This is a genomic window from Geomonas silvestris (assembly GCF_014193515.1).
GTDB lineage: Bacteria > Desulfobacterota > Desulfuromonadia > Geobacterales > Geobacteraceae > Geomonas > Geomonas silvestris.
In genome coordinates this window covers 258,592-281,911 of the sequence record NZ_BLXX01000001.1, presented here as the reverse complement: position 1 = coordinate 281,911, position 23,320 = coordinate 258,592, and the positions used below count along the sequence as shown (strand labels likewise).

22 protein-coding genes are annotated in these 23,320 nt (G+C 63.7%); 19 read left to right on the top strand and 3 right to left on the bottom strand.

Going from position 1 to position 23,320, the window contains the following annotated elements; all coding sequences use genetic code 11:
* Nucleotides 1–12 precede the first annotated feature (12 nt).
* From GMST_RS01175 to GMST_RS01150, 6 genes are all read left to right on the top strand, one after another.
* Nucleotides 13–1,983 carry a (Fe-S)-binding protein gene (locus GMST_RS01175; RefSeq protein WP_183352769.1) on the top strand — a complete coding sequence of 657 codons (1,971 nt, stop codon included), beginning with the start codon at nt 13–15 and terminating at the stop codon, nt 1,981–1,983.
* 420 nt (nt 1,984–2,403) lie between these two features.
* Nucleotides 2,404–3,168 (top strand): methionine ABC transporter ATP-binding protein, encoded by a 765-nt coding sequence (locus tag GMST_RS01170; RefSeq protein WP_183352768.1) that lies wholly within the window; start codon nt 2,404–2,406, stop codon nt 3,166–3,168.
* A gap of 87 nt (nt 3,169–3,255) precedes the next feature.
* Entirely contained in the window at nt 3,256–3,936 is a 681-nt protein-coding gene (locus tag GMST_RS01165; RefSeq protein WP_183352767.1) for a methionine ABC transporter permease, read from the top strand.
* A 19-nt stretch (nt 3,937–3,955) separates the two neighbouring features.
* Nucleotides 3,956–4,804 (top strand): MetQ/NlpA family ABC transporter substrate-binding protein, encoded by an 849-nt coding sequence (locus tag GMST_RS01160; protein WP_183352766.1) that lies wholly within the window; start codon nt 3,956–3,958, stop codon nt 4,802–4,804.
* Nucleotides 4,805–5,037: 233 nt separating this feature from the next.
* Nucleotides 5,038–5,544, top strand: coding sequence for an arsinothricin resistance N-acetyltransferase ArsN1 family B (locus tag GMST_RS01155; RefSeq protein WP_183352765.1), 507 nt, complete (start codon nt 5,038–5,040; stop codon nt 5,542–5,544).
* Between the two features lie 107 nt (nt 5,545–5,651).
* Entirely contained in the window at nt 5,652–7,136 is a 1,485-nt protein-coding gene (locus tag GMST_RS01150) for a hypothetical protein (RefSeq protein WP_183352764.1), read from the top strand.
* Nucleotides 7,137–7,309: 173 nt separating this feature from the next.
* Here the strand turns inward: GMST_RS01150 and GMST_RS01145 are convergent, their stop codons facing one another.
* From GMST_RS01145 to ric, 3 genes are all read right to left on the bottom strand, one after another.
* Nucleotides 7,310–8,185, bottom strand: a complete 876-nt coding sequence (locus tag GMST_RS01145; RefSeq protein WP_183352763.1) for an HDOD domain-containing protein — start codon at nt 8,183–8,185, stop codon at nt 7,310–7,312.
* A gap of 23 nt (nt 8,186–8,208) precedes the next feature.
* Entirely contained in the window at nt 8,209–9,036 is an 828-nt protein-coding gene (locus GMST_RS01140; RefSeq protein WP_183352762.1) for a CheR family methyltransferase, read from the bottom strand.
* Between the two features lie 530 nt (nt 9,037–9,566).
* Nucleotides 9,567–10,283, bottom strand: a complete 717-nt coding sequence (gene ric / locus GMST_RS01135; RefSeq protein WP_183352761.1) for an iron-sulfur cluster repair di-iron protein — start codon at nt 10,281–10,283, stop codon at nt 9,567–9,569.
* Nucleotides 10,284–10,624: 341 nt separating this feature from the next.
* Between ric and GMST_RS01130 the strand changes: the two genes are divergently transcribed.
* The 13 genes from GMST_RS01130 to glk all read left to right on the top strand — a co-directional run bounded on the left by GMST_RS01130 (nt 10,625) and on the right by glk (nt 23,029).
* Entirely contained in the window at nt 10,625–11,029 is a 405-nt protein-coding gene (locus GMST_RS01130) for a four-helix bundle copper-binding protein (RefSeq protein WP_183352760.1), read from the top strand.
* A gap of 222 nt (nt 11,030–11,251) precedes the next feature.
* Nucleotides 11,252–11,539, top strand: a complete 288-nt coding sequence (locus tag GMST_RS01125) for a hypothetical protein (protein WP_183352759.1) — start codon at nt 11,252–11,254, stop codon at nt 11,537–11,539.
* A gap of 33 nt (nt 11,540–11,572) precedes the next feature.
* Nucleotides 11,573–11,758 carry a hypothetical protein gene (locus GMST_RS01120; protein WP_183352758.1) on the top strand — a complete coding sequence of 62 codons (186 nt, stop codon included), beginning with the start codon at nt 11,573–11,575 and terminating at the stop codon, nt 11,756–11,758.
* A complete protein-coding gene (locus GMST_RS01115) occupies nt 11,751–12,077 on the top strand; it encodes an acyl-CoA dehydrogenase family protein (RefSeq protein ID WP_183352757.1) in 327 nt (108 codons plus the stop codon). Before GMST_RS01120 ends, GMST_RS01115 begins: the two co-directional genes overlap by 8 nt.
* 283 nt (nt 12,078–12,360) lie before the next feature.
* A complete protein-coding gene (locus GMST_RS01110; RefSeq protein ID WP_183352756.1) occupies nt 12,361–12,783 on the top strand; it encodes a FecR family protein in 423 nt (140 codons plus the stop codon).
* Nucleotides 12,780–13,391 (top strand): OmpA family protein, encoded by a 612-nt coding sequence (locus GMST_RS22365; RefSeq protein WP_183352755.1) that lies wholly within the window; start codon nt 12,780–12,782, stop codon nt 13,389–13,391. The genes GMST_RS01110 and GMST_RS22365 overlap by 4 nt, the downstream gene beginning before the upstream one ends.
* Nucleotides 13,392–13,406: 15 nt before the next feature.
* A complete protein-coding gene (locus GMST_RS01100; protein WP_183352754.1) occupies nt 13,407–15,398 on the top strand; it encodes a CHASE2 domain-containing protein in 1,992 nt (663 codons plus the stop codon).
* A gap of 420 nt (nt 15,399–15,818) precedes the next feature.
* Nucleotides 15,819–16,448, top strand: a complete 630-nt coding sequence (locus tag GMST_RS01095; protein WP_183352753.1) for a paraquat-inducible protein A — start codon at nt 15,819–15,821, stop codon at nt 16,446–16,448.
* On the top strand, nt 16,445–17,095 hold the full coding sequence (locus GMST_RS01090; RefSeq protein WP_183352752.1) for a paraquat-inducible protein A: 651 nt from the start codon (nt 16,445–16,447) through the stop codon (nt 17,093–17,095). The genes GMST_RS01095 and GMST_RS01090 overlap by 4 nt, the downstream gene beginning before the upstream one ends.
* A complete protein-coding gene (locus GMST_RS01085; protein ID WP_183352751.1) occupies nt 17,076–18,773 on the top strand; it encodes a PqiB family protein in 1,698 nt (565 codons plus the stop codon). Before GMST_RS01090 ends, GMST_RS01085 begins: the two co-directional genes overlap by 20 nt.
* Nucleotides 18,770–19,450: a PqiC family protein gene (locus tag GMST_RS01080; protein ID WP_183352750.1), complete on the top strand. Its 681-nt coding sequence runs from the start codon at nt 18,770–18,772 to the stop codon at nt 19,448–19,450. The genes GMST_RS01085 and GMST_RS01080 overlap by 4 nt, the downstream gene beginning before the upstream one ends.
* A gap of 165 nt (nt 19,451–19,615) precedes the next feature.
* Nucleotides 19,616–22,030 carry a glucan 1,4-alpha-glucosidase gene (locus GMST_RS01075; protein WP_183352749.1) on the top strand — a complete coding sequence of 805 codons (2,415 nt, stop codon included), beginning with the start codon at nt 19,616–19,618 and terminating at the stop codon, nt 22,028–22,030.
* A 24-nt stretch (nt 22,031–22,054) separates the two neighbouring features.
* Complete coding sequence (gene glk / locus GMST_RS01070) at nt 22,055–23,029, top strand: glucokinase (protein ID WP_183352748.1); 975 nt, start codon at nt 22,055–22,057, stop codon at nt 23,027–23,029.
* The last annotated feature ends 291 nt before the right edge of the window (nt 23,030–23,320 follow it).

Here is a 23,320-nt window from a genome sequence, read left to right as displayed (position 1 = left end):
AAGAGGAACCCTATGCAACCTGATCCCATTGTCTTCGCACCACTTCTGATTTGCGCAAGTCTCCTGTTCTGCTGGAGTTGCTACACCCGCCTGGGGCTGGTCGCCCTGGGGGGCACTGAGGACCGCTTCTCCAACCCCGGGCAGCGGCTCAAGGCGATGTTCAGCCTCGCCCTATTGCAGCGGCGGGTGCTGAGCCGTCCCTTTGGCCTGAACCACCTGCTGATCTTCTGGTCCTTTCTCGTCCTGGCCCTGGCCAACGGCGAATTCCTGCTGGCCGGAATCTTCCCGCCCGCCCGCTTCTCGCTCTTGCCCGCCGCATGGTACGGGCCGCTTTTGACCGTCTTCGACCTGGTATCCCTCGCCGCCTTGGTTGCGGTGTGCGTCGCCGCCTGTCGCCGCGCAATCAATCCCCCCTACCGGGAAGCGCGCAGCCTGGAGGCCTTCGGCATCCTCGCCCTGATCGGCGTACTCATGATCGCCTACTTCGGTCTGCACGGCGCCGAAATAGCAGCAGGGACCGAGCCCGCAGCGGCCGCCATGCCGGTCAGTTCGGTCGCGGGGAGACTGCTCGGCGGCCACCTGGGCGCGAGCCAGCTGAGGTTCGTCGGAGCCTGCTTCTGGTGGCTGCACGCTGCAGCCCTGCTGTTCTTTCTCAACTATCTTCCCTTCAGCAAACACCTGCACATCCTGGCGGCGCTCCCCAATTGCTACCTCAAGGAGCTGGATGGTATCCCGGTACCGCCACGTGAGGAATTCGTTGAAGGCGGGCGGTTGGGTGCCGGTCGAATCGATGACTTCACCTGGAAGGATCTCTTCGACTCCTTCTCCTGTACCGAATGTGGTCGCTGCCAGCAGCAATGCCCGGCAACCACGACCGGAAAGCCGCTCAACCCGCGCCTGGTCATGCACAGCATCAAGGAAAACCTCCTGGTGAGCGGCCCGCTCATCAAGGCTGGTGGCTCCCGCTCCATCCCGCTGGTAGGAGAGGGGGGGCAGAGCGTGGCGGCTGATGCCATCTGGTCCTGTACTTCCTGTGCGGCGTGCCTGGCCGCCTGCCCGGTCTGCATCGAACAGTTACCCAAGCTCACCAAGCTGCGCCGGCACCAGGTCCAGATGCATGCCGATTTCCCCCAAGAACTGCTCTTGCTCTTCGAGAACCTGGAGCAGCGCAGCAACCCTTGGGGCATCGCTCCCGCTGAGCGGACCAAGTGGTCGGGCTCCCTGCAGGTGCCGACCTTCGAGGCGGGCCGGACCGAGTACCTGCTCTACGTCGGCTGCTCCGGTTCCTTCGATCCGAGGAGCAAACAGGTGACCCTGGCGTTGGCGCAGATACTGAACGCCGCAGGCGTATCCTGGGGCATCCTCGGCAAGGAGGAAAAGTGCTGTGGTGACAGCCTGCGCCGCCTGGGGAACGAGTACCTTTTTGACCAGTTTGCCCGCGACAACGTGGCCGCCTTCCATGAGAGAGGGGTGACCAAGGTGATCACTCAGTGCCCGCACTGCTTCACGACGCTTAAAAACGACTACCGGCAGTACGGCCTGGATATCGAGGTGATCCCGCACGCCGAATTTATTGAAGGCCTTATGCGTGAGGGGAGGCTCCAACTTCAGGAGGTCGATGCAGGGAGTGTGGTGTTCCACGACTCCTGCTACCTGGGGCGCCACAACGGCGTCTACCAGGCTCCCCGCGCGGTGCTCGAATTGGCCACCGGGAGCGCGCCGCTCGAGATGCGCAGAAACAAGGAACAATCCTTTTGCTGTGGTGCAGGTGGCGGGCGCATGTGGCTGGAGGAGCACCTGGGCGAACGGATCAACCTGAACCGTGTGGAGGAGGCACTCGATAGCCACCCCGATACCATCTGCGTTACCTGTCCCTACTGCATGACCATGATCGAGGACGGGGTGAAGGAGTTGGCCAGCGGCATGGTCGAGGTGCGGGACGTTGCCGAGGTAGTGGCGCGTGGGCTCGTGGTGACATCGTAAAGCGGGACTTGCCGCACGGTCTGGAAAAGGACCAGTCCCTTTCTGATGCTAAGGGGCAAGCGGTTGCCAAAACCTGGTAACCGTAGTGATACCCGACAACCTGGAGGCCAGGCAGAAGCTGTTAAAACGGCTACGCCTGGCCTTTTTTTGGGGAAAGAGGTCAGGCGTACCGAAACGGTATGGTCGCCGGATGGCCCCCGGGGACAAGCGGCCGGTGCTTGGCAGTTGAGTTGTTTTTACTCGGCTACTGGACGGCGGTCAGGGGGGGATTAATGAGTTGACTTTTCGCCGCCTTTGCTGTATAGACTACTTACCCAATAGGGTAATAGAGTATGGCCGCTGACCAGACCACTGGAGGCCGGGGAACCCTCCTTGGCCTCCTCTTGTCTGAGGCAGCTCAAAACAGTGCAGGGAGTCGGGATGATCACCATCAGTGGGCTTAACAAGCGGTACCGGACCGCACACGGACCGGTTGACGCTCTGTGCAACATCGAGTTGACGGTGGACAGCGGAGACATCTTCGGCATCATCGGGCTAAGCGGCGCCGGTAAGTCCACCTTGATCCGCTGCCTGAACCGGCTGGAAGAGCCGGACAGCGGCAGTATCGTCGTGGCCGGACGCGAGCTTGTTGGCTTGGACCGCGGGGCCTTGCGGGAGGCCCGCAAGAAGATAGGCATGATCTTTCAGCACTTCAATCTGCTGGATTCCCGGACCGTTTTCGACAACGTCGCCTTTCCCCTGGAACTGGCGGGTTGCCCGAAACGGGAGATAGGGCCGCGGGTGGACGAGATCCTCGAACTGGTCGGGCTCCATGGCCGAAAGCAATCGTACCCGTCCCAGCTTTCCGGCGGACAAAAGCAGCGGGTGGGGATCGCGCGTGCCTTGGCCAACCACCCGGACCTGCTTTTGTGCGACGAGGCGACCTCGGCGCTGGATCCGCAGACGACCGCCTCGATCCTGGATCTTCTGGCCGATGTGAACCGCAAGCTCGGGGTGACCATCGTGCTCATCACCCATGAAATGCAGGTCATCCGCCAGATCTGCAACAAGGTCGCGGTCCTGGACCAGGGGCGCATTGTGGAGTCCGGCAGCGTCGAGCAGGTCTTCAACGCCCCCCGAAGCAGCACCATGCAGCTGTTTCTGACGCACAGTGCCCCGCAGCAGGTAAACGGTTCCGGCATCTGATGTACAAATCCCGGCAGGCGCTTCATGCTCCGTCGTTCCCGGGAGTTTGACATCCGTGCCGTCTCACTTTACACGATGAGGTGAACAATGCAGGAAGATCTACTCCCGATGCTCGCATCGGGTTTCGCGGAAACCCTCTACATGGTGGTACTGTCCACGCTGGCCGCGGTTGTGCTCGGCCTGCCGCTCGGAGTCTTGGTGGTGCTCACCGCCCCTGGGCATCTGGAAGATTCCCCGCGTCTGCACCGGGCCCTCGGAACGATCATCAACATCGCGCGCTCTTTCCCTTTCATCATCTTGATCGTGCTTCTCTTGCCGCTCTCACGCTTCCTGGTCGGTACCACCCTGGGGGCCACCGCCGCCGTGGTGCCGCTCTCCATCGCCGCCGCGCCGTTTGTGGGGAGGCTCATCGAAAACAGCCTCAAAGAGGTGGAATGGGGGAAGGTGGAGGCCGCGCTCGCCATGGGTGCCAGCACCCTGCAGATCGTGGTGAAGGTCCTGATCCCCGAGGCGCTCCCCTCGCTGGTGCTCGGCCTCACCCTGGCCATCATCACCATCACCGGCTTCACCGCGACTGCGGGTGCCATCGGTGCTGGGGGACTCGGCAGCCTCGCCATCCGCTATGGCTACATGCGCTACCGCGAAGACGTCATGCTCGCAACCGTCGTGCTCCTGGTGATCTTTGTCCAGGCAGTACAGTGGGGCGGCGACCGGTTGGCCCGTAGAATCGATACCAAACATCACCGGTCTTCCAAAGATCGGATTTAACCCAATGGAGGGATGTTTCATGAAACAGAAGTTGACCGTTAAGACCCTGGGAATCACCGCACTGGCCCTTTCTTTGGCACTGGGTGCGCTCGCGGGTTGCAAGAAGAAAGAGAACACCCCGGCAGGCAGCAGCGCGGCACCGGCAGCAGGTGCTACCCTCAGGGTAGGAGCCGCAGTCGTCCCGCATGCCGACATCCTCAAGTTTGTGGTCCCCAAGCTCAAGGAACAGGGGGTAAACCTCGAGGTGGTGACGCTCGACGACGAGACCAGGCTCAACCCGGCCCTGGCCGAGAAGCAGATCGACGCCAATTACTGGCAGCACGTCCCGTACCTCGAGTCGGTGGTCAAGGAGAAGAACTATCAGTTCGCCGTCGCCGCTTCCATCCACGTGGAGCCGATCGGTTTCTACTCCAAGAAGCTTACCTCGATCAACGACCTGAAGCCCGGCGCCCAGATCGCGGTACCCAACAACCCCTCCAACGAGTACCGTGCCCTGGCACTTTTGGAGAAACAGGGGCTGATCAAGCTGAAGCAGGGGATTTCCAACTTCCAGGCGACCCCGAAAGACATCGTGGACAACCCGAAGAAATTCAAGTTCGTCGAGGTTGAGGCAGCCCAGTTGACCCGCACCCTCCCCGACGTCGACGGTGCCGTTATCAACACCAACTTCGTCCTCGATGCCAAGATTGACCCGCAGAGCGCCCTGTTCCGCGAGGACGCCAAGTCGCCCTACGCGAACATCCTCGTGGTACGTAAAGGCGAAGAAGGGCGCGAAGACATCAAGAAGCTGGTCGCCGCCCTGCAGAGCCCCGAGTTGAAACAGTTCCTGAAAGAGAAGTACGGCCAGGCCATCATCCCGGCCTTCTAGCCACCACTGGGTTGCCGAGCCGCAGGCCTTCAAACGGGGCTGCGGCTTGGCAACTGGCAGCTACGCAGACCGCCCCGGCTCACTAGAGGATCTCGACCCTTTTGGAGGTCCTTCCGCGAGTTCCGGGCATAGGTTTGTGGCATGTAGGCGAGTGATTATTCGCCCTTCTACACATCCCTCAGCGCCGTTTTCCCCTGTGCCTAAATAATTCCCCGCTGCCCCCGGAGGAACAAGTGATCCGCAACGCCGAGACGTCCGATGCTGCGGCCATCTGCCGCATCTACAACCATTATGTTCGTAACACCGTGATCACTTTTGAGGAACAGCCGGTCTCGGAGACGGAGATGGCCTCCCGGATCGAGGAGTACACCCGGCGCTGTCCCTGGATCGTCTACGAAGAGTCCGGCAAAATCCGTGGTTATGCCTATGCCGCTCCCTGGAAGGGGCGCTCCGCCTTCCGGTTCTCCGTGGAGAGCAGCGTCTACCTCGATGCGTCGGCGACCGGGGCCGGTCTCGGGTCGCTTCTGTACCGGGAACTGCTGGCCCGGCTGCGCGGCGCATCGGTGCACGCGGTCATCGCGGGGATCACGTTGCCGAACGCTGCCAGCGTAGCGCTGCATGAGAAATTCGGTTTCCGAAAAACCGGCGAGTTCCGCGAAATCGGCTGGAAGTTCGAGCGCTGGCTCGATGTGGGGTACTGGGAGTTGCTGCTGCCGCAGGAGGGGCACGGGCAACAGTAATCAGTGCCGGCACAGCTTCTTATTGAAATGGCCCGCAAAAGACCCTATAGTCACAGGCGCCGTCTACGCTTGGTACGCTACTACGTCTCGTTTTAGAAGGGCTATCGATGGGCATTTTCAGTAAGTTCTTTGGCTTTAAGCCAGATACTGCTAAGCCGGATGGGGCATCGAGTTCGGTTCCTGCCAGTGTACGGGACGATGTTCCCGCCGACGACCCGGGAAGGATCAAAGTCTTTGACGAATCGGGACGCGAGTTCTTCATCGGCAAGAACCAGTGGCTCGACAACGTGCTGCTGGCGAATCTGGACCGGCACCGCGATCAACCGGACGAGCTGCATTGCTTGCTGGTCAAGGCGCTGAACGACGGCTTCAGCGCGGAACTCATCCCCTACGCCGAACATCTCTACAACACGGATCCCTTGGTCGCCCGCGGGACTACGCTGCTGGGGCTTGTGTATCTGGCGAGCGACAGGGCAGTAGACGCTCAGTTGCTTCTCGAGGAGTACCTGGAAGAAGAGGGGGATGATGCCGCCGTCTCGACTGCGCTGGCCAAGGTGCGCTGCCATTTGAGCGATCGGGAGCGGGCGGAGGAGGATCCCTTCTGCGACTTGGAGTTCGTCTCCGAAACGGGTGACGAATTCTCCTCACTTCCCGAGCTGCAGCCCGAGCCCGATGAGGAACCGGCTCCCTTGGGCGCGGCCGCCGACCCGGTCGGAGCGGCAGGGTTGACGACACTGACCATTGAGGGCCCTCTGTGGATGCGGCAGCGTTCACCTTTTGCGAAGCTGCTGGCGCCGAAAAGCAGCACCGCGCCGCGTTTCATGGTCCTCGGCAGCACCGTGCTCGGAGCTGAGGCTGTTGAGACCGGCCGAGCCACCCGTTTGAGCCGTGCGCTCCCGCTGCTTTTGGCGGAGGTGATACATCTGGCTTCCGATGCCGTCGGCGTCGCCCTCATCCCGTGGGCACAAGGTGAGGGTTTCGCGGTGTTCGACACCCCGTGCAGTGACGACGTGCTCTGCAAGATGGCGGGAAGCGAGGGCGATGCCCCCGATTACCTCCTCGGCGTGACCATCGATCAAGCCTCGCCGAGGGGGACCTTGACCATTCGCCTGGTGCGGACGGTCGATGGCATGCGGCTGGCCGAAAAGACTGTCGCCGTCGATGAAAGGGGTGGGGACTGGATCTACCAGGTGTGCACCGAACTGACCAAGCTGCTTGCTGCGAAGGCCGGGGTGCGGATGACATCGGCACCTTCCTGGTATCATCTGCCGATTGAAGCTCACGTGGCCGACTATCTCATGCGCCTGGAGCAGCAGCTCAGCCTCTCTTGCCTTAACCTCGATTTTCTGGAGGGGGCCGCGCTGCGTGGCGAGCGGGACATCCTGGACGGCGTTTTCCGTCTCTGCATGGACCAGCCGCGCAACGCCACGGTGCGCATGCTCTGCGCGCAAACCCTGCGCCTGATGAACAAGGTGCGCCCGGAGCTGCTCCCCGCCTACCGGGACAGAGCCGGCCGGCTGCAACGTGACTATCCCGTTGCCAGGGAGATTACCGCACTGGTCGACGGGGCACTGTACGAAGTCTTCGGTTAACGGGTCGATTGTCAGGACAGAGGGTCACAGAGTGGGGCGAGAGGTCTTGGATCCGTTGGGGGATGACCATGCTCCCAGCCAAACCATGAAGGCCTGGTCTTGGATGCAAAAAACAAAGGGTCCGTTCCCCTGGGGGGCGGACCCTTTTGTTGTACGGGCTGCGGGCGAGCGGTTTAGCTGGTGAAGATGGAAGCCACCAACTGCTGCACCTCGTGCACGGCCTCTTCGAGTTCGTAGCGGAAACGCTCTTCGTCCATTTTCAGCTCGGGACAGCGCTCCTTCAAGAGTTTCCAGGCCGGCTCCGTGGCCAGGTTGAAGCTCACCCAGCCACCGTAATCGGGGAGGTGCATGCTCCAGAAAAGGTTCGCCAGGTTCACCAGCGCGCACAGCACGGGATCGAGGGTCGCCTGGTAGGGATCGTGGTGGCAGGCGATGACTTCGCAGTAGGCATCCGGGAAGTTCCAGCGCTTGGCCAGGCAGAGCCCGACCTCGCAGTGGCTCGCCCCGAATTCCTCCACCTCGGCCGCCAGGAGATCCGCTCCCTTGTCCAACCGGCTCTGCACCCGCTTGATCCCGTCTCCATGGTAGCTGCTCAAAAAGACGATCCCGATGTCGTGGATCACCCCGGCGATGTACGCCTTGTCCACGTCACGATAGCCGGCTTTCCCCGCGATGACCTTGGCGACCATCCCCACCCCGAAGGAGTGTTCCCAGAAGGCACTGAGCTCTCCGGCCGACCCGCCGTCGAAGATGTCGATGAGCGAGGTGGTCAGTATGATTTCCCGGATGTGCGCCACACCAAGGTAGACTACCGCGGCTTTCAGGGAGGTGATGGGGGTGCTGGGACGGAACACCGGCGAGTTGATGATCTTGAGTGCCCGCGCTGTCAGGATCTGGTCCGCCAGCATCAGGTCCGCCACCTCGTCGAGGTTCACCTCGCCCTGGTCCAAAAGTGCCAGGATCCGCGTGGCGACGGTCGGGATGGTGGGCAGGGCATCGGAATCCCCGACCAGTTGCTCGGCCTTGGCGGCCATCAGCGTTTCTTTCATGTGCAACCTCCTCGATGCATCTACTACTTACAGTAGGCAAAGCCTCCGGGAAAGTGAACCAGCTTGAACAGGTCGTTGACACCGTGCAGCGATTCCGATTGCCCGATGAAAAAGTAACCGTAGGGCTGCAGGTTGTTGTAAAAGTGCTGCACGACTTTTGCCTTGGCGGCCAAGTCGAAATAGATGAGCACGTTCGCGCAGAAGATGAGATCGAAGCTCTTCATAAAGATCATCTTGGTGTCATCGAACAGGTTCAGCTTGTTGAAGGTGACGAACTTCTTCACTTCGGCCGAGAGTATGTACTTGCCGCCGTCTTCCTTGAAGTACTTGCTTTTGAGGTGCGGCGGAACGTTTCGCACCGAGTAGGCGTTGTAGACCCCTTCTTTGGCCTGGGCGATCACCGTCTCGTTGATATCCGTGCCCACGATCTCGATGATCCAGTCCTTGAACAGCGTCGAGCGGTGCTCCAGGATGACCATCGCCAGGGTATAGGCCTCCTCGCCGGAGGAAGACGCGGCGCTCCAGATTCTCAACTTGCGGAAGCCGATCTTGTTCTTCTTCTCCACGATATCCGCGAAAAGTTTCTGTTCCAGCGCCTTAAGCTGAGCGGGATTTCTGAAGAAGTAGGTCTCGTTGGTGGTGATCTCATCCATGAAGAACTTGAGCTCAGTGGCTCCGGCCGGCGAGGAGAGCAGGGCATGGTATTCCGCCGCCGTCTTTATGCCGGTTGCCGCGAGCCGATGCGACACTCTGCTCTCCAGGAAATATTTTTTGGCAGCGTTGAAATAAATCCCGCAGTGGCGGTAGATAAAATCGCGAAGCTGCTCGAAGTCTTTATCGCTGATAGCCATATCCCTTCCTTTTAACTGCGACAACCCTGGCTCGGTTACACTGATTTAACTGAATCGGTGTCAGAGAGAGTCCGGGCGTGCTTTCTGGTAGTATCGGCTGGTATCGGGAAATAATTAGCTTATTGTCTGTGAGATGTGACGGGGCACGAAGTTTGACGTTCTCTGGCGTGAGGATGGTACTTGTCGGATAAGGGAATTGAGAGGTCAGAGGTCACACCGCGAAAGGCCGTAAGGGCTGGGTGAGGTTCCCGCGAAACCGGGGGGGCTCCCGGATGAAGACGTCTGACGCGCGAAACTGCAACGGCAAAGGGTCCTTCCCCTGTGCAGGTCGGACCCTTTCCTGATGTGACGATGCAGGTATCTCGAGCCGACCCGCGCCCTATCGAGGATGCGGTAGGCGCGCCGGCGGGTGCAGGAGGGGATCACCGAGACTGATCGGCTGGGCCATCCCGGGGTCGTAACCATTGCCAGATGGTGGGAAACCTCCTGGATGCCAGGAAGGTCAGGTGCACCGAGCCTTACCTTCGCCTCTAGAGCTTCGCGGCTTTCGGGAAGAGGATGTTGTTTTCCAGGTGGACGTGCTTGTGCAGGTCGTCCTCGAACTCCTCGAGTTTCTTGTAGGTCAGCGCAAAGGTGTTGCAGACGTCGTCCGGGATCTGGTACCCGCGGGCCAAGTCCCTGATGGTGTGGATGGCGGCGCCAATCTCGTCGTGTTCGTGGGTCAGCGCGACCAGCGATTGCTTCAATGCCCCTATCTCTTCCGCATCCTTCGCGGAGCCAGACTTCGCAAGCTCGCTGAGCCTTCTGATGGCAGGGAAGAGGACGTTTTCCTCCTCGCGCAGGTGGGCCCCCAGGTCGGTCGCTATCTTGCGGAAGATCCGGGCGATCTCGATCACCTCGGGGTGATGCGGGCCGTGTACCTCGGCGATCTTGTTGGCGTATCCCACGATGCGGGCGGTGTTCTCCTTCAGATAGGCGTGGTGCGTGTTGACGATGTAGTCGGCAAGGAACGGGAGTTCCCAGGCGCCGTAGTTCTGGCTGCGGTCCACCGGCGTCGAGGTCACCTCTTCAAGTTCCCGCTGCAGCTGTGCCTGATCGATCCCTTTCTGCCTGCAGATCTCCGTGATTTCCACGTTTCCGCCGCAGCAGAAATCGATGCCGAACTTCTCGAACACTTTTGCAGTGCGGTAATCCTGCGCTACCAGATCGCCCACCGTTTTCTTTGCCTTACCCGCTGATTCTGTCATCTCTATTCTCCTTGGTCGCTGGCCTGTTGCCGGTAACGGTCTCTTTGCAAGCTGCCTGCAGGAGGCTCGAGGCGCGCCGTCCCCCCATATCTCCTGTCGCTTATGAGTTCATCCTAGCACCATTCATTTTTTACATCATGATCCAGGTCAAGAAATGACACAAGACCGTGCGATGCGGATTCACGTAGCGGGCGCGAGGTTGCGGCCAGCCAAAAAAAATGTAGCACACGGTGTCCAGCGGCAGACCGACCCCTCCATTGCGCATCCGATGGTGTGTGTTAGCATTCTCCAATGTTTTCTGACTCCAATGGCCTGTCATTACCCAGCAAGGAGAAATGTCTATGAAAACCAAGGAAATGCTGAGTACCCACCCCCAACGCCCGCCCGTGGAAATCTCCGGCCTCACCCAATGCATCGAAGCACTCTGGGACTGCGCCGTCGTCTGCACCTCCTGCGCCGACGCTTGCCTCGGAGAGCGGAAGGTCCAGGAACTCACCCGCTGCATCAGGTTGAACCTCGACTGCGCCGACATCTGCCAGGCCACTGCGCGGGTCCTCGGGCGTCAGACCCAGTTCAATGTGCAACTGGTGCGCTCCCAGCTGGAATCCTGTGTCATCGCTTGCCGCGTTTGCGCCGAGGAGTGCGGGAACCACGCCGAAATGCACGCCCACTGCCGCATCTGCCGCAATGCCTGCCAGAACTGCGAAAGGATGTGCCAGGAGCTGATCTCCCGCTTCGCCGCCTGATCCTGTCCTCACCTGAACCAAACCCGCGTCTTGGCGTCCGAAAACGTGCCTGGAAAGGGGGGAGTCGGGCGCTGGCCTGGCTTCCCCCGACCGGCGCCGGCCGAGATCACACGCGGCGCTCAGGCCCGTGCCGGCGACCGCCGCAGCTCTTTGAGCCTGGCCGGCCCGGGGAGGGCCGTTTTCTTACCGCAAGGTGCCATAACTAACCAGAGGAGGTGTCACATGCCCAACTGCACCATATGGAACCTGATACGCGTAGCCGTTCTTAGCGCCGTCTTTTCCGCAGGGTATCTCTGCGGGTCGGTGACCCCGCAAAACGCCGAGGCCCAGTTGGGCGAAATCGGCAGCGACGTCATGAAGCGCGCCTCGGAGAGCGGCGGGACGGTCGGCACCGTGGCCAAGCTCGGTGGCGCCATAACCGACATGGAGAAGCATCTGAGCGCCATGCAGAAGAACCTGGATACCCTGAAATCGGTGCGTTCCGCCCTGGGTGGCGGAGTCAAAAAGTAGCCGGCAGGTCGTGCCGTACAAGGAGAGACCGCGATGACACGATTCGAGACCTCCAGGGTGAACGAGACTATCGGGATACACATCGGGATGGTGCAGCAGGCGGCGCGGAAACTGCGGATGGGAGATGAAATCCAGCTCATCGAGGCGGACCTGGCCGAGCTGGAAAAGTGCATCTCAGCCTTGAAGGAAGTCCTGGCGAGCGTGCCGCACTATGCCTGACACGGTCTGGGACCTCGATGGGGAGCAGCTGGCGCTTAAAAAGCGGGTGCGCACCTCTGCCGAGGCCGAGGTGCGTCCCGGTGCGGCGCAACGCGACCAGAGCGGAGAGTTTCCCGAAGAGCTGGTTAAGCAACTGCAGCGCATGGGGGTTTTCAGCCTCCCGTTCCCGACCCGGATGGGCGGGGGCGGGCGCGACCTGGCGAGCTATCTGGTGGCGGTCGAGGAGCTGGCCCGGGTCGACGCCTCCTTGACCATCATCCTCTTGTCAAAGCAACCGACGTCTACTTCGTCCCGGCCTGACCGCTGTGTGCTGATCTGAAAGAAGGCAAACGATCTTTCACCTGTCACCTGAAGGCCACTCACTCAAGCCGTTGAAAAGGTGAGACAGTGATGGTCCGCCTTTCCCTGCAAGTGGTTCACCACTGTTTCCGCTTGTCTCCCTCCAAAATGCTCTCTCCGTGTCCTCCGTGTCTCCGTGGCTAATCCCGCTGTTCCGAAAATAGCTGGCCTTGCCCGCGTCAAAAGCGTTACATTGAAGACAAAAGTAGTCCGAATTGCTAACCGAAGTACCGGGTAACGCTATGCGCAGGACTTTTTCTCTAGTGATAGCGCTTCTTTTGAGTGCGGCCGTCGCCCAGGCGGCCGACCTGCAGCAGGTTGGCCTGGTGAAATCGGCAACCGGCGAAGCCTTCATCGTGCGCGACGGCCACCGGTTGGGAGCGACCCCGGGGACGGGGCTTATGCAGGGCGATGCCCTGACAACCGGCGCCCACGGCTCCCTTGGGGTCATCCTGCGCGACGACACCGTGCTCTCCCTCGGGTCCTCGAGCCGTACCAGCATCGAGCGCTTCAGCTACGATCCCGCCCAGGGCTCCTTCGCGATGGTGCTGCGCCTAAGCCGCGGCCTCATCGAGTACCTCTCTGGAAAGATCTCCAAACTCTCGCCGGGATCGGTCCACATCGAGACGCCGGTGGCCACCCTGGGCATACGCGGCACCCACCTCATTGCGCGAGTCGATCCATGAACCCGCTCTCCCGCCGACTGCTTCCCCTTTTCCTCTTTTTCCTGACGCTGGTCGGCGGCTGCGCAGGGCCCAAGGCGTCGTTCATCCTCCTTCCGGAAGAGAACCGGCCCACCGGCGAGGTGACGGTCCAGAACCAGAAGGGGGCCGAACGCCTGACACGGCCTTTCGAGTCGGTTGCGGTCGAGGGGGGAGGCCGGGAGCCCGGCCGCCCGGTGCAACTCGACCCGGCCGCGGTGCGCGAACAGTACCGGGCCCTCCTGGAGGCCCTGCCGCAGCCCCCGGTGCATTACCAGCTCTACTTCGAGTTCGGCTCGGCGCGGCTTCTGCGGGAATCGGAACGACTCCTCCCCGAAATCGCCCGCGTGGTCAACGCCCGCCGCCCCGCCGAGATTTCCGTGGTCGGGCATGCAGATACCGTGGGAACCATCGAGTTCAACTACAACCTCGGCCTCAGGCGCGCTACGACGGTAGCCGAAAAGCTCACGGCGCTCGGGGCGGCTCCGGTCCGGGTTGATGCGGCATCGCGTGGCAAAAACGATCCGCAGGTGAAGACCCCCGACGAGACGGCCGAACCGCGCAACCGTCGGGCCGAGGTCACCGTGCGCTAGCCGGAGGTCCTTACGGTGGCAGCCAGGTCCAGCAACGACATCCCCGGAAACTCCCCCAGCACCGGCTGGCGTTCCCGCTATCCCGGCGGCAGGGCGCCGGCGCTTGCCTTAGGGCTCGCCCTGACCCTGTTCCTCACCCTGGTCTCCCTGCTGAAAATCCCCCTGGTCGGCAACCTGGACGGCCGCTTTCAGGATCACCTGATCCAGAAGGAGCGGATGCCGGCCGGATACCGGCTCCCCGTGGTGGTGGCCCTGGACGACGCCACCCTGGCCCGCTACGGCCGCTGGCCCTGGCCGCGCACCCGGGTGGCGGAGCTCCTGGAGCGGATCGCCGCCCAGCATCCCGCCAGTGTCGGCATCGACATCATCTTCGCCGAACCGGATGCGGCCGGGGCGGCGGGGGACCTCGCCCTGGAACACGCCCTGCGCGCCGGCCCCTTCGTCCTTGGCTACGAGATGGCCTTCGACGCGCAAGAGCGCCGCTTCAACGTCAGGCAGCCGCCCCAGCAGTTAAGCCTCGTCTCCCTCACCGCTCCCGGCGGGGCGAACCCGCTCTCCCGGCTCTGGGAAGCGCGCGGCGCGCTCACCAGCCGTCCCGATTTCACCCGGTGCGTGAGGCGCTCCGGTTTCCTGAACGCCTCCTTCGAGCCCGAAGGGGTCCTGCGCCGCATGCCGGTGCTGATCCGCCAGGCGGACCGCATCTACCCAAGCCTCGCCCTGGCGACGCTGTTACGATCCGACCCGGCGCTGCCGGAACCCGTGCTGAGCGCTTCCTGGTTGGGGGATCTGCAGCTCAAGGCCGGCACACGGATCATTCCGCTGGACGAGCGGGGGCGCCTTTTGCTGCGCTACCGCGGCTGGCAGGGGGTGCAGCAGCCGGTATCGGCCGCGGCGCTTCTCGACGGCACCCTCGCGCCGGATGTGCTCAGGGGGAAGCTGGTCCTGGTCGGTGCTACCGCGACGGGGATGGGGGAGACGGTCACCACGCCAGTCCAGGCGGAGTCGCTGCTCGCCGGGGTGCAGGTGCACGCCATTGCGGTCGAGAACCTGCTGAACGGCGACTTCGTCCGCGGTGCGCCCTGGTTGTTCCGCCCCCTGGCGGTCCTCAGTGCCGGCACGCTGGGGAGCCTGGCCGGCGCGGGGCTCCCGATCCTGGCGGGGACCCTGGTCACCGCACTCGCCGGCCTGGCCGCCTGGTTCGGCGCCGGGGCGCTCTTCCAGGCACAGGGCGTGCTGCTCTCCCCGGTTCTCCCGCTTATCGCACTGGCCGGCGCCCTCTGCGCCGCGCTCCCCGTGAGACTTTTCTTCGGGGAGCGCCGCGAGCTAGGCCAGACCCGCGACCTGGCCGCGACCCGTGAGTTCATCATGACCTCGCTCACCGCCTTGACCGAGATCCGGGACACCGAAACCGGCGCGCACATCCTGCGCACCCAGCGCTACCTTATGGTCCTTTGCCAGGAACTCAGGAATTTCCCGCGCTACCGGCTGCTGCTCGATCAGGAGACCATCGAGCTCCTCGCCAAACTCGCCCCGCTGCACGACATCGGCAAGGTGGGTCTCCCCGATCACCTTTTGCACAAGAGCAGCGCCTTTACCGCAGAGGAGTACGAGCAGGTGAAAAAACACACCGTCTACGGGAGGGACACCATCGCCCGCGCCGAAGAGCGTGCCGGGATGCGGGGCGACCAGCTGCTCGCCTTTGCCAAGGATCTCGCCTATTCGCACCACGAGCGCTGGGACGGCTCCGGCTATCCGCAGGGGCTCAAGGGTGAGGAGATCCCCTGGGCGGGGCGCGTCATGGCCATCGCCGACACCTACGACGCCCTCATTTCACGGCGGGTGTACAAGGAACCCATACCGCACCAGGTTGCGGTGCAGATCATCGTGGCCGGCAAAGGGAGTCTCTTCGACCCCGACGTGGTCGAGGCGTTTCTGCGGGTCGAGCCAGCCTGGTGGGAGATCGCCTGCTCCCTCATGGACGAGGTGCTCTCCACGGGCGCAGAGTAACCCCGTCACCTGAAAGGGATATCGCTTCTGCTGCCGGTAAATGCCACTTGCCTGTTACCGGGAAATACGGTAATAGAAACTCATGATGAACCGGGAAAGCTTGAGGCGGTTGCCACGGAGCCACCAAGCACACGGCGGAAAACTCCGCGACATATTAGGGGTGCGCACCCCATTTGAGTCTCTTTGGTGACAAACCTCAAAAGCGTTTGTTGTTGCTTCTCTCGAATGTGCGGGAGATGATGCCAGCTGCCACTTACTCAAGGTCTTCTCCGTGCCCTTGGTGGCTTCCGTGGCTCATACTGCCGTAGTTCGCTTTGGCAGCTGAAAACCGACCACTGTAACAAAAGGGGTTGCTGCTCAGGCTGCGGCCCCTTTATCATTTAAGAGCAGGCAGGTTATCGCCGATTTCAAAGTAAAGCCATGTCCGAACACGCACCCCTCATAGCCTGTCACGACTGCGACCTCTTGCAGCGCGAGATTCCGCTCAACCCCGGGTGCGCGGCGACCTGCCCGCGCTGCGGCGCGGTCCTGTACCGTAACGCCACCGACAGCGTCAACCGCACGCTCGCCTATTCGGTGGGCGCCGCGCTGGTCTTTTTGATCGCCAACTGGTTTCCCATCTTCGGCATCGAGGCCCAGGGGACGCTGAAGGGGATCACCCTCTTGGATGCGGTGCGCTCGCTGTGGGACCAGGAGATGCAGCTTGTCTCCACGGTGGTCTTCATAACCGCGATCGTCATACCGGCCCTGGAGATCCTCTCCCTGGTCTACCTCCTTTTGCCGCTTCAGTTGGGGATGCTCCCCTCGGGGTACAACCAGCTCTTGCGCCTGATGCGCCTTGCCGAGCCCTGGGGGATGGTGGAGGTCTTCATGCTGGGGATCCTGGTCTCTCTCGTCAAACTGACCGGCAACTTCCGGGTGGTCCCCGGGGTTGCCCTGTGGTCTTTCGCCGTGCTGACCCTGCTCATTGCCGCGGCGGCCGCCTCCTTCAGCACGCGGGACGTCTGGTGCTGCGTGGACCGGATCACCGGCCGCAAGGTGGCGCCATGAGCCCGCTTTCCGGAAGCGCCGCAAGCCTCGGGCTGCGTGCCTGCCACGTCTGCAACCTGGTCTCGCGGGTAAGCCATCCCAGGCAGGCCGCGCACTGTCCGCGCTGCGGGGCGCATCTGCACGCGCGTAAGGTCGGCTCGGTCACCAGTTGCTGGGCCTTTCTCATTGCCGGCTACATCCTCTACATTCCGGCGAACCTGCTCACCATGATGGAGACCGGGTCGCTGATAAGCTACCGCAAGGACACCATCATGAGCGGGGTGGTCCACCTCTGGAAGACCGGCTCCTGGGGGATCGCCGCGGTGGTCTTCATCGCGAGCATCCTGATCCCGCTTTTAAAGCTCATCTCGCTCACCGTGTTGCTTATCTCGGTGCAGCGCCGCTCCACCTGGCAGCCGCGCCAGCGCACCCGGCTCTACCGGATGGTGGAACTGGTGGGGCGCTGGTCCATGCTGGACATCTACGTGGTGACGCTTCTGGCCGCCCTGGTGCAGCTTGGGTCCCTGGCGACGGTCAAGGCGGGTCCCGCCGCGGTTGCCTTCGGCGCCGTCGTGGTGCTCACCATGTTCGCTTCCCTGAAATTCGATCCCCGGCTCATCTGGGATCCCCTGTACAAAGAGAGAGGTCATGAACGAGACGCCCAATAGCCCGGAACTCCCGGAGATCCCCGAGGCGGTCAGCGAACCGCGCCGCCGCTTCTCGATCCAGCTGGTCTGGATCATCCCCATCGTCGCCGCCCTGGTCGGCCTCTCCATTGCCGCCAAGGCGATCCTGGACCGCGGCGAGACCATCACCATCGTCTTCAAGACCGGAGAGGGGATGGAGGCGGGTAAGACCAAGATCAAGTACAAGGACGTGCAGATCGGCGAGGTGAAGGGGCTCGCCATCTCGAGGGACCGCTCGCACGTGGTGGTCACCGCCGAGATGAGCAAGGACGCCCGTGGGCTTTTGGTGAAGGACACCCGCTTTTACGTGGTGAAGGCCCGCATCTCCGGCGGCAGCGTGACCGGCCTGGGCACCCTGATCGGCGGCTCCTACATCGGGGTGGACGCAGGAACCTCCACCGAGCGTCGCGACGAGTTCGTGGGGCTGGAGGCTCCGCCGGCGGTCTCTCTCGAGGTCCCCGGGCGCCAGTTCGTGCTGCACGCCGAGGACGTCGGTTCCGTGGACGCCTCGGCACCGGTCTTCTTCCGGCGCCTGCAGGTGGGGCACGTGATCGGCACCGAGCTCGATCCCGACGGCAAGGGGGTAACCGTACGGGCCTTTATCAGGGCCCCCTTCGACCAGTACGTAAAGACCAATACGGTCTTCTGGCACGCCAGCGGTGTCGACGTGACCCTCAACGCGAGCGGCATCAAGGTGAACACCGAATCGGTGGTCTCCATCCTCTTGGGGGGGATCGCCTTCCAGACCCCGGACGACCGCTTCAACGCGCCGGCCGCCCAGGGGAACTCCGTGTTCCCGCTCTACACCACCAAGGAGGAGGCCTTCAAGCACGCCGAGGTGACTGAGCGCTACACGCTCATCTTCCAGGAGTCGGTGCGCGGGCTCGCGGTTGGGGCACCGGTCGACCTGCGCGGGGTGACGGTGGGCGAGGTGACCCGGATCGACGTCGCGATCAACGCCGCCAATTCGGATGTGGCGATTCCCGTCGAGATACAGCTCTACCCGGACCGGCTCAAGGCCCAGGGGCGCGACAAGAACCGCCAGGCGGTACCGCTCACCTCCCGTGCGCTCCTCGACGCCCTGGTCGCCCACGGCTTCCGGGCCGAGATCAAAAGCGGCAGCCTGGTCACCGGCCAACTCTACGTCTCGCTCGATTTCTTCCCGAAGACGAAAAAGGCCGGCATCGACTGGAGCTCCACCCCGCCGCGCTTCCCGACCGTGCCGGGGTCGATGGGCGAGCTGCAGAAACAGCTCATGCGCATCGTGCAGAAGTTCGAGAAGGTGCCGATCGAGGAGCTGGGGGGCGACGCGCGCAAGACCGTGCAGTCGCTCGACTCCACGCTGAAAAGCGCCGACCGGCTCCTGAAGAACGTGGACCAGGCGGTGGTGCCGGAGGCCCGCTCCACGCTCGTCGAGGCCCGCAAGTCGCTCGAGGACGTGCGCGCCACCCTGGACGAGCTCAAGCGCACCCTGGGGCAGGCGCGCGGCACGCTGGGGCAGGCAAACGGCGTGCTCGCCCCGGACGCTCCGCTGCAACTCGACCTGCGCGATACCCTGCGCGAGGTCTCCCGAGCCGCCCAGTCCCTCAGGGTCCTGGGCGATTACCTGGAGCAGCACCCCGAATCGCTGGTCCGCGGCAAACAGGAGGACAAGAAATGAGGCGCATCTTCTTCGCGGGGGCGCTGGCCCTCCTCTCCCTTGGCTGCTCCAGGTCTCCCCAGGTGAGCTTCTACACCCTCGAGCCGCTCGCCCCGTCGCTCGCCTCCCCGCGTCCCGCCGCCGCGCCGCCTGCCGCCGAGACCCCCGCACGGAGGCTTCCGGGGCGCCCGGTGCCGGCTCCTTTGCCGGCTGCGCCCCCCGTTTCGTCCGGCGCCGAGCCGAGGGTCGCGGTCGGCCCGGTGACCCTTCCCGAACTGGTAGACCGCCCGCAACTCGTGGTGCGGCTTGCCGGCAACCGCGTGGAGATCCTCGAGCAGCAGCGCTGGGCCGAACCGCTCAAGGGGGGGATCGCCCGGGTGGTCGCCGCGGATCTGGGGCGCCTGCTCGGCCCGGGACGCGCCTTCAGCTACCAGGAACATGCCGGCGTCAGCGCCGATTACCGCCTGCTCCTCGATGTGGAGCGCTTCGAGGCGCAACCGGGGCAGGGGGTTTCCCTGGAGGTGGCCTGGACCCTGCGCGGCGCCGCGGAGAGCACCCCGCGCACCGGCAGCGTTCGGCTCGACGAGACGGCGGGGGAGGGGTACGATTCCCTGGTCGCCGCCTTCAGCCGCGCCCTCTCCACACTGAGCCAAAAGATAGCCGATGCGATCATGAAAGCCCCTGCGCCACCCCCTTAAAACCCGCCGCCGCAGCGTGTCCCGCCAGGCCGTCAAAGCAATCGCTTTGGCGGCTTTTTGCTGTCCCGGCGCCACCTGGCGGGCGCTTGCCTTGCCGTTATTTGCCGTTATCATAACCAAGGCGAAGTCCAGCTAAAACTAATGATTGTCTGCCGGGGGGGCCGTATGGGAGAACAAGGGCAAGCTGCACCGGGGTGGCCGGGTGTCGCGGCGCGCTGGACCTCGAGCGCGAAATCCGGCGTGGGTACCGCGCTCAGCGGTGCCAGCCCGCTCTGGTTCACGGTGGGGCACGGAATCGTGAACGAGGTCTACTACCCGCGCATCGACCGGGCCTGCCTGCGGGACCTGGGGCTGCTGGTCACCGACGGGGCGCAGTTCCGCTCGGAGGAAAAGCGCGACACGGTCGCCGAGTTGAGCTGGCTCGCCCCCGGTGTGCCCGCCTTCCGGGTCGTTACCCGCTGCAAACAGGGGCGCTATCTCGTAGAAAAGGAACTTTTGAGCGACCCCCGGCGCCCGGTACTCCTGCAGCAGATCCGCTTCCAGGCGCTCGACGGGGCGCTGCAGCGCTACCGGCTCTTCGTACTCCTGGCACCGCACCTGGGGAACCGGGGGGGAGGGAACAACGCCCGGGTCGGCGAGTACAAGGGGGTGGAGCTCCTCTGCGCCGAGCGCGACGGCAGCGCGCTTGCCCTGGCCTGCTCGGTTCCCTGGCTGGCCCGCTCGGTCGGGTACGTCGGCAGCTCGGATGGCTGGCAAGACCTCATGCAGCACGGCTCGCTGTTCTGGTACTACGGCTGTGCCGACAACGGGAACGTGGCGCTCTGCGCCGAAGTGGACCTGGCCGCCAGCCAGGGATCATTTCTCCTCGCGCTGGGCTTCGGGGAAGGGGCCGCCGAGGCGGGGCAGCGCGCCCGCGCCGCCCTGTGCCAGGGGTTCCCGGCGGCACGCGACGAATACCTGCGGCGCTGGAGCGGGTGGCAGCAGGGGCTCCTACCCCTGGACGAGGTGAAGGACGCTCCGCTTCCCGCCCTGTACCGGACAAGCGCCGCGCTGTTGCGCAGCCATGAGGCCGGGCACTTCCCCGGCGGCATCATCGCGAGCCTCTCCATCCCCTGGGGGGAAAGCCGCGGGGACAACGACCTGGGGGGGTATCACCTCGCCTGGCCGCGCGACCTGGTGCAGGCGGCGGGGGGCTTTCTGGCGCTGGGGGCCAAGGAGGAGGCCGTTCGGGCCCTGGGTTTTCTCGAGGCGACCCAGGAGGCGGACGGGCACTGGGTGCAAAACCTCTGGCTGGACGGAACACCCGGGCAAAGCGGCATCCAGCTCGACGAGACCGCGCTCCCGGTGCTCCTGGTCGATCTGGCCCGGCGCGAGGGGGCGCTTAATGCCGGCTCCCTGGAGCGCTTCTGGCCCATGGTGCGCAAGGCCGTGGGGTACCTGGTGCGGGTCGGTCCGGTGAGCCCGCAGGACCGTTGGGAGGAGGATCCCGGCTACTCCCCCTTCACCGTGGCCGCCCAGGTGGCGGCACTTTTGGCCGGCGCCGAACTCGCCGAGGCCTGCGGCGAGGCGGGAGTGGCGCGCTACCTGCGCGAAACCGCCGACGTCTGGAACGACTCGCTGGAGCGCTGGATGTACCTGACCGACAGCGACTGGTGCCGCGAGTACGACCTCCCCGGCTACTACGTGAGGGTTGCGGTTCGGGATCCCGCCGTCGAGTCCGAGCGCGCCCCGGAACTCGTTCCGCTGCGCAACCGCCCCCCGGCCGAGGCGGCGCTTCCGGTGGCGCACCTGGTGAGCCCCGACGCCCTGGCTCTGGTCCGCTTCGGGCTGCGCGCCCCGGACGACCCGCGCATCGCGTCAACCCTGCGCCTGGTGGACGCGCTCCTTAAACTGGAGATGGACCAGGGACCCGTCTGGTACCGCTACAACGGAGACGGTTACGGCGAGCACGAAGACGGTGCCCCCTTCGATGGCACCGGCCGCGGCCGCCCTTGGCCGCTACTCACCGGAGAGCGCGCCCACTACGAACTGGCAGCCGGCCGCCCCGACGAGGCCAGCCGCCTCCGAAGAACCCTGGAGGCGCTTGCCTCGCCGGGGGGGCTGTTGCCCGAGCAGGTATGGGACGGCCAAGATCTCCCGGGAAGGGATCTCCATTTCGGGGGCCCGACCGGCTCCGCGCAGCCGCTGGTCTGGGCCCACGCCGAGTACCTGAAGCTGGTGCGTTCGTTAAGCGACGGCAGGGTCTTCGATCTCCCCCCGCAGCCGGTCAAGCGCTACCTGAAGGATCGCGTCCGGGCACCGCGTCGGACCTGGCGTTTCAACCACAAGCTGCGCTCCATGAAAGCCGGCCTCGATCTGCGCATCGAGACCCTCGCGCCGGCCCTCATCTACTGGAGCTGCGACGGCTGGGAGACGGTGAGCCACGCCGCCTCGCGCGCTACCGGTCTGGGGCTCGAGGTGACCGACCTGGAGACCGCCGGGCTATCCGCCGGCAAACGGGTCATCTTCACCTTCTACTGGCCTGACGCCGGCACCTGGGAGGGGACCGACTTCCTGGTGCGGCTCGAGGAGGCCGGTTAAAAGGGGGCGGACAAGGAGGCAGTCATGCTGATTCTCGCAGGAGATGTGGGAGGAACCTCGACCCGCCTCGCCTTTTTCCGGGTAAAGGACGGCGCACTCTTGGCGCTTGCCGAGTCCCACTACCCCAGTGCCCAGTACCAAACCCTGTACCAGATCGTGGCACGCTTCACGGCCGAGCACCGGCTCACCCCGGAGCGCGCCTGCTTCGGCATCGCCGGTCCCATCCTCGAGGGGACGGTTGAGACCCCGAACCTCCCCTGGCATATCGACGGCGCCCTGCTCGCCCGCGAGCTCGGGCTTCCCCGGGTACTGCTCGTGAACGATCTGGCCGCCAACACCTACGGCATCGCCGCGCTTAAGGAGGAGGACCTGCTCGTCCTCAACCCCGGCAATCCCGATCCGACGGGGACCATCGCTGTCGTCTCCGCCGGCACCGGCCTCGGTGAATCGCTTGCCTACTGGGACGGACAGCGGCACCGGCCGCTCCCAAGCGAAGCGGGGCATGCCGACTTCGCACCGCGCAGCGACGAGGAGGCGGAACTGTTGCACTACCTCACGGGGGAGTTCGGCCGGGTCAGCTACGAGCGCGTCATCTCCGGTCCCGGCCTGGTCAACATCTACCGGTTCCTGTGCGAGCGTCGGTACGCGGACGAAGAGCCTTCCGTGGCAGCGGCGCTCAGCCAGGGGGACCCGGCCCCGGTGATCACCAGCGCGGCCCTTTCGGGCAGCTCCCCCCTCTGCGCCCGGGCCCTGGAGATCTTCGTCGCCGTCTATGGCGCGGAATGCGGCAACGCCGCCCTGCGCTTTCTGGCCACCGGCGGCGTCTACCTGGGGGGCGGCATCGCGCCGCGCATCCTTCCCAAACTCAAGGAGCCGATCTTTCTTTATGCTTTTCGCACCAAGGGGCGCCTGGGGGATCTGCTTGCCACCATCCCGGTCAAGGTGATCCTCAACGACCGCACCGCGCTCCTTGGTGCTGCCTGTGCTGCGCTTGTCTGACCAATCACAGTATCTGGTTCGCCGCAGCTTGAGAGGAGTCGATTTCCAACTGACAATGGAGAATGAGAACGTTAGGCTAACAATTCTTTACAGCTTGTACCCTGTCAGAAATTTTCCCTTGTGACCCTCAGAGTCACCCGCTTTCGGATCCTGTCATGTATCAAAATGAACCATAGCGCTTCCACACATGGTATAAGCACGACACTCAATCAGCTCTTTGCCACCTCGTTGAGACAACTTTTTTCTTTCTACAGATCCTTTCTGACAGTTATTCTGCCAAATAGCTATTGA

Coding starts and splice junctions, on each gene's coding strand:
- GMST_RS01175 (WP_183352769.1), top strand. CDS start 13: ATGCAACCTGATCCCATTGTCTTCGCACCACTTCTGATTTGCGCAAGT.
- GMST_RS01170 (WP_183352768.1), top strand. CDS start 2,404: ATGATCACCATCAGTGGGCTTAACAAGCGGTACCGGACCGCACACGGA.
- GMST_RS01165 (WP_183352767.1), top strand. CDS start 3,256: ATGCAGGAAGATCTACTCCCGATGCTCGCATCGGGTTTCGCGGAAACC.
- GMST_RS01160 (WP_183352766.1), top strand. CDS start 3,956: ATGAAACAGAAGTTGACCGTTAAGACCCTGGGAATCACCGCACTGGCC.
- GMST_RS01150 (WP_183352764.1), top strand. CDS start 5,652: ATGGGCATTTTCAGTAAGTTCTTTGGCTTTAAGCCAGATACTGCTAAG.
- GMST_RS01145 (WP_183352763.1), bottom strand. CDS start 8,185: ATGAAAGAAACGCTGATGGCCGCCAAGGCCGAGCAACTGGTCGGGGAT.
- GMST_RS01140 (WP_183352762.1), bottom strand. CDS start 9,036: ATGGCTATCAGCGATAAAGACTTCGAGCAGCTTCGCGATTTTATCTAC.
- ric (WP_183352761.1), bottom strand. CDS start 10,283: ATGACAGAATCAGCGGGTAAGGCAAAGAAAACGGTGGGCGATCTGGTA.
- GMST_RS01130 (WP_183352760.1), top strand. CDS start 10,625: ATGAAAACCAAGGAAATGCTGAGTACCCACCCCCAACGCCCGCCCGTG.
- GMST_RS01125 (WP_183352759.1), top strand. CDS start 11,252: ATGCCCAACTGCACCATATGGAACCTGATACGCGTAGCCGTTCTTAGC.
- GMST_RS01120 (WP_183352758.1), top strand. CDS start 11,573: ATGACACGATTCGAGACCTCCAGGGTGAACGAGACTATCGGGATACAC.
- GMST_RS01115 (WP_183352757.1), top strand. CDS start 11,751: ATGCCTGACACGGTCTGGGACCTCGATGGGGAGCAGCTGGCGCTTAAA.
- GMST_RS22365 (WP_183352755.1), top strand. CDS start 12,780: ATGAACCCGCTCTCCCGCCGACTGCTTCCCCTTTTCCTCTTTTTCCTG.
- GMST_RS01095 (WP_183352753.1), top strand. CDS start 15,819: ATGTCCGAACACGCACCCCTCATAGCCTGTCACGACTGCGACCTCTTG.
- GMST_RS01090 (WP_183352752.1), top strand. CDS start 16,445: ATGAGCCCGCTTTCCGGAAGCGCCGCAAGCCTCGGGCTGCGTGCCTGC.
- GMST_RS01085 (WP_183352751.1), top strand. CDS start 17,076: ATGAACGAGACGCCCAATAGCCCGGAACTCCCGGAGATCCCCGAGGCG.
- GMST_RS01080 (WP_183352750.1), top strand. CDS start 18,770: ATGAGGCGCATCTTCTTCGCGGGGGCGCTGGCCCTCCTCTCCCTTGGC.
- GMST_RS01075 (WP_183352749.1), top strand. CDS start 19,616: ATGGGAGAACAAGGGCAAGCTGCACCGGGGTGGCCGGGTGTCGCGGCG.
- glk (WP_183352748.1), top strand. CDS start 22,055: ATGCTGATTCTCGCAGGAGATGTGGGAGGAACCTCGACCCGCCTCGCC.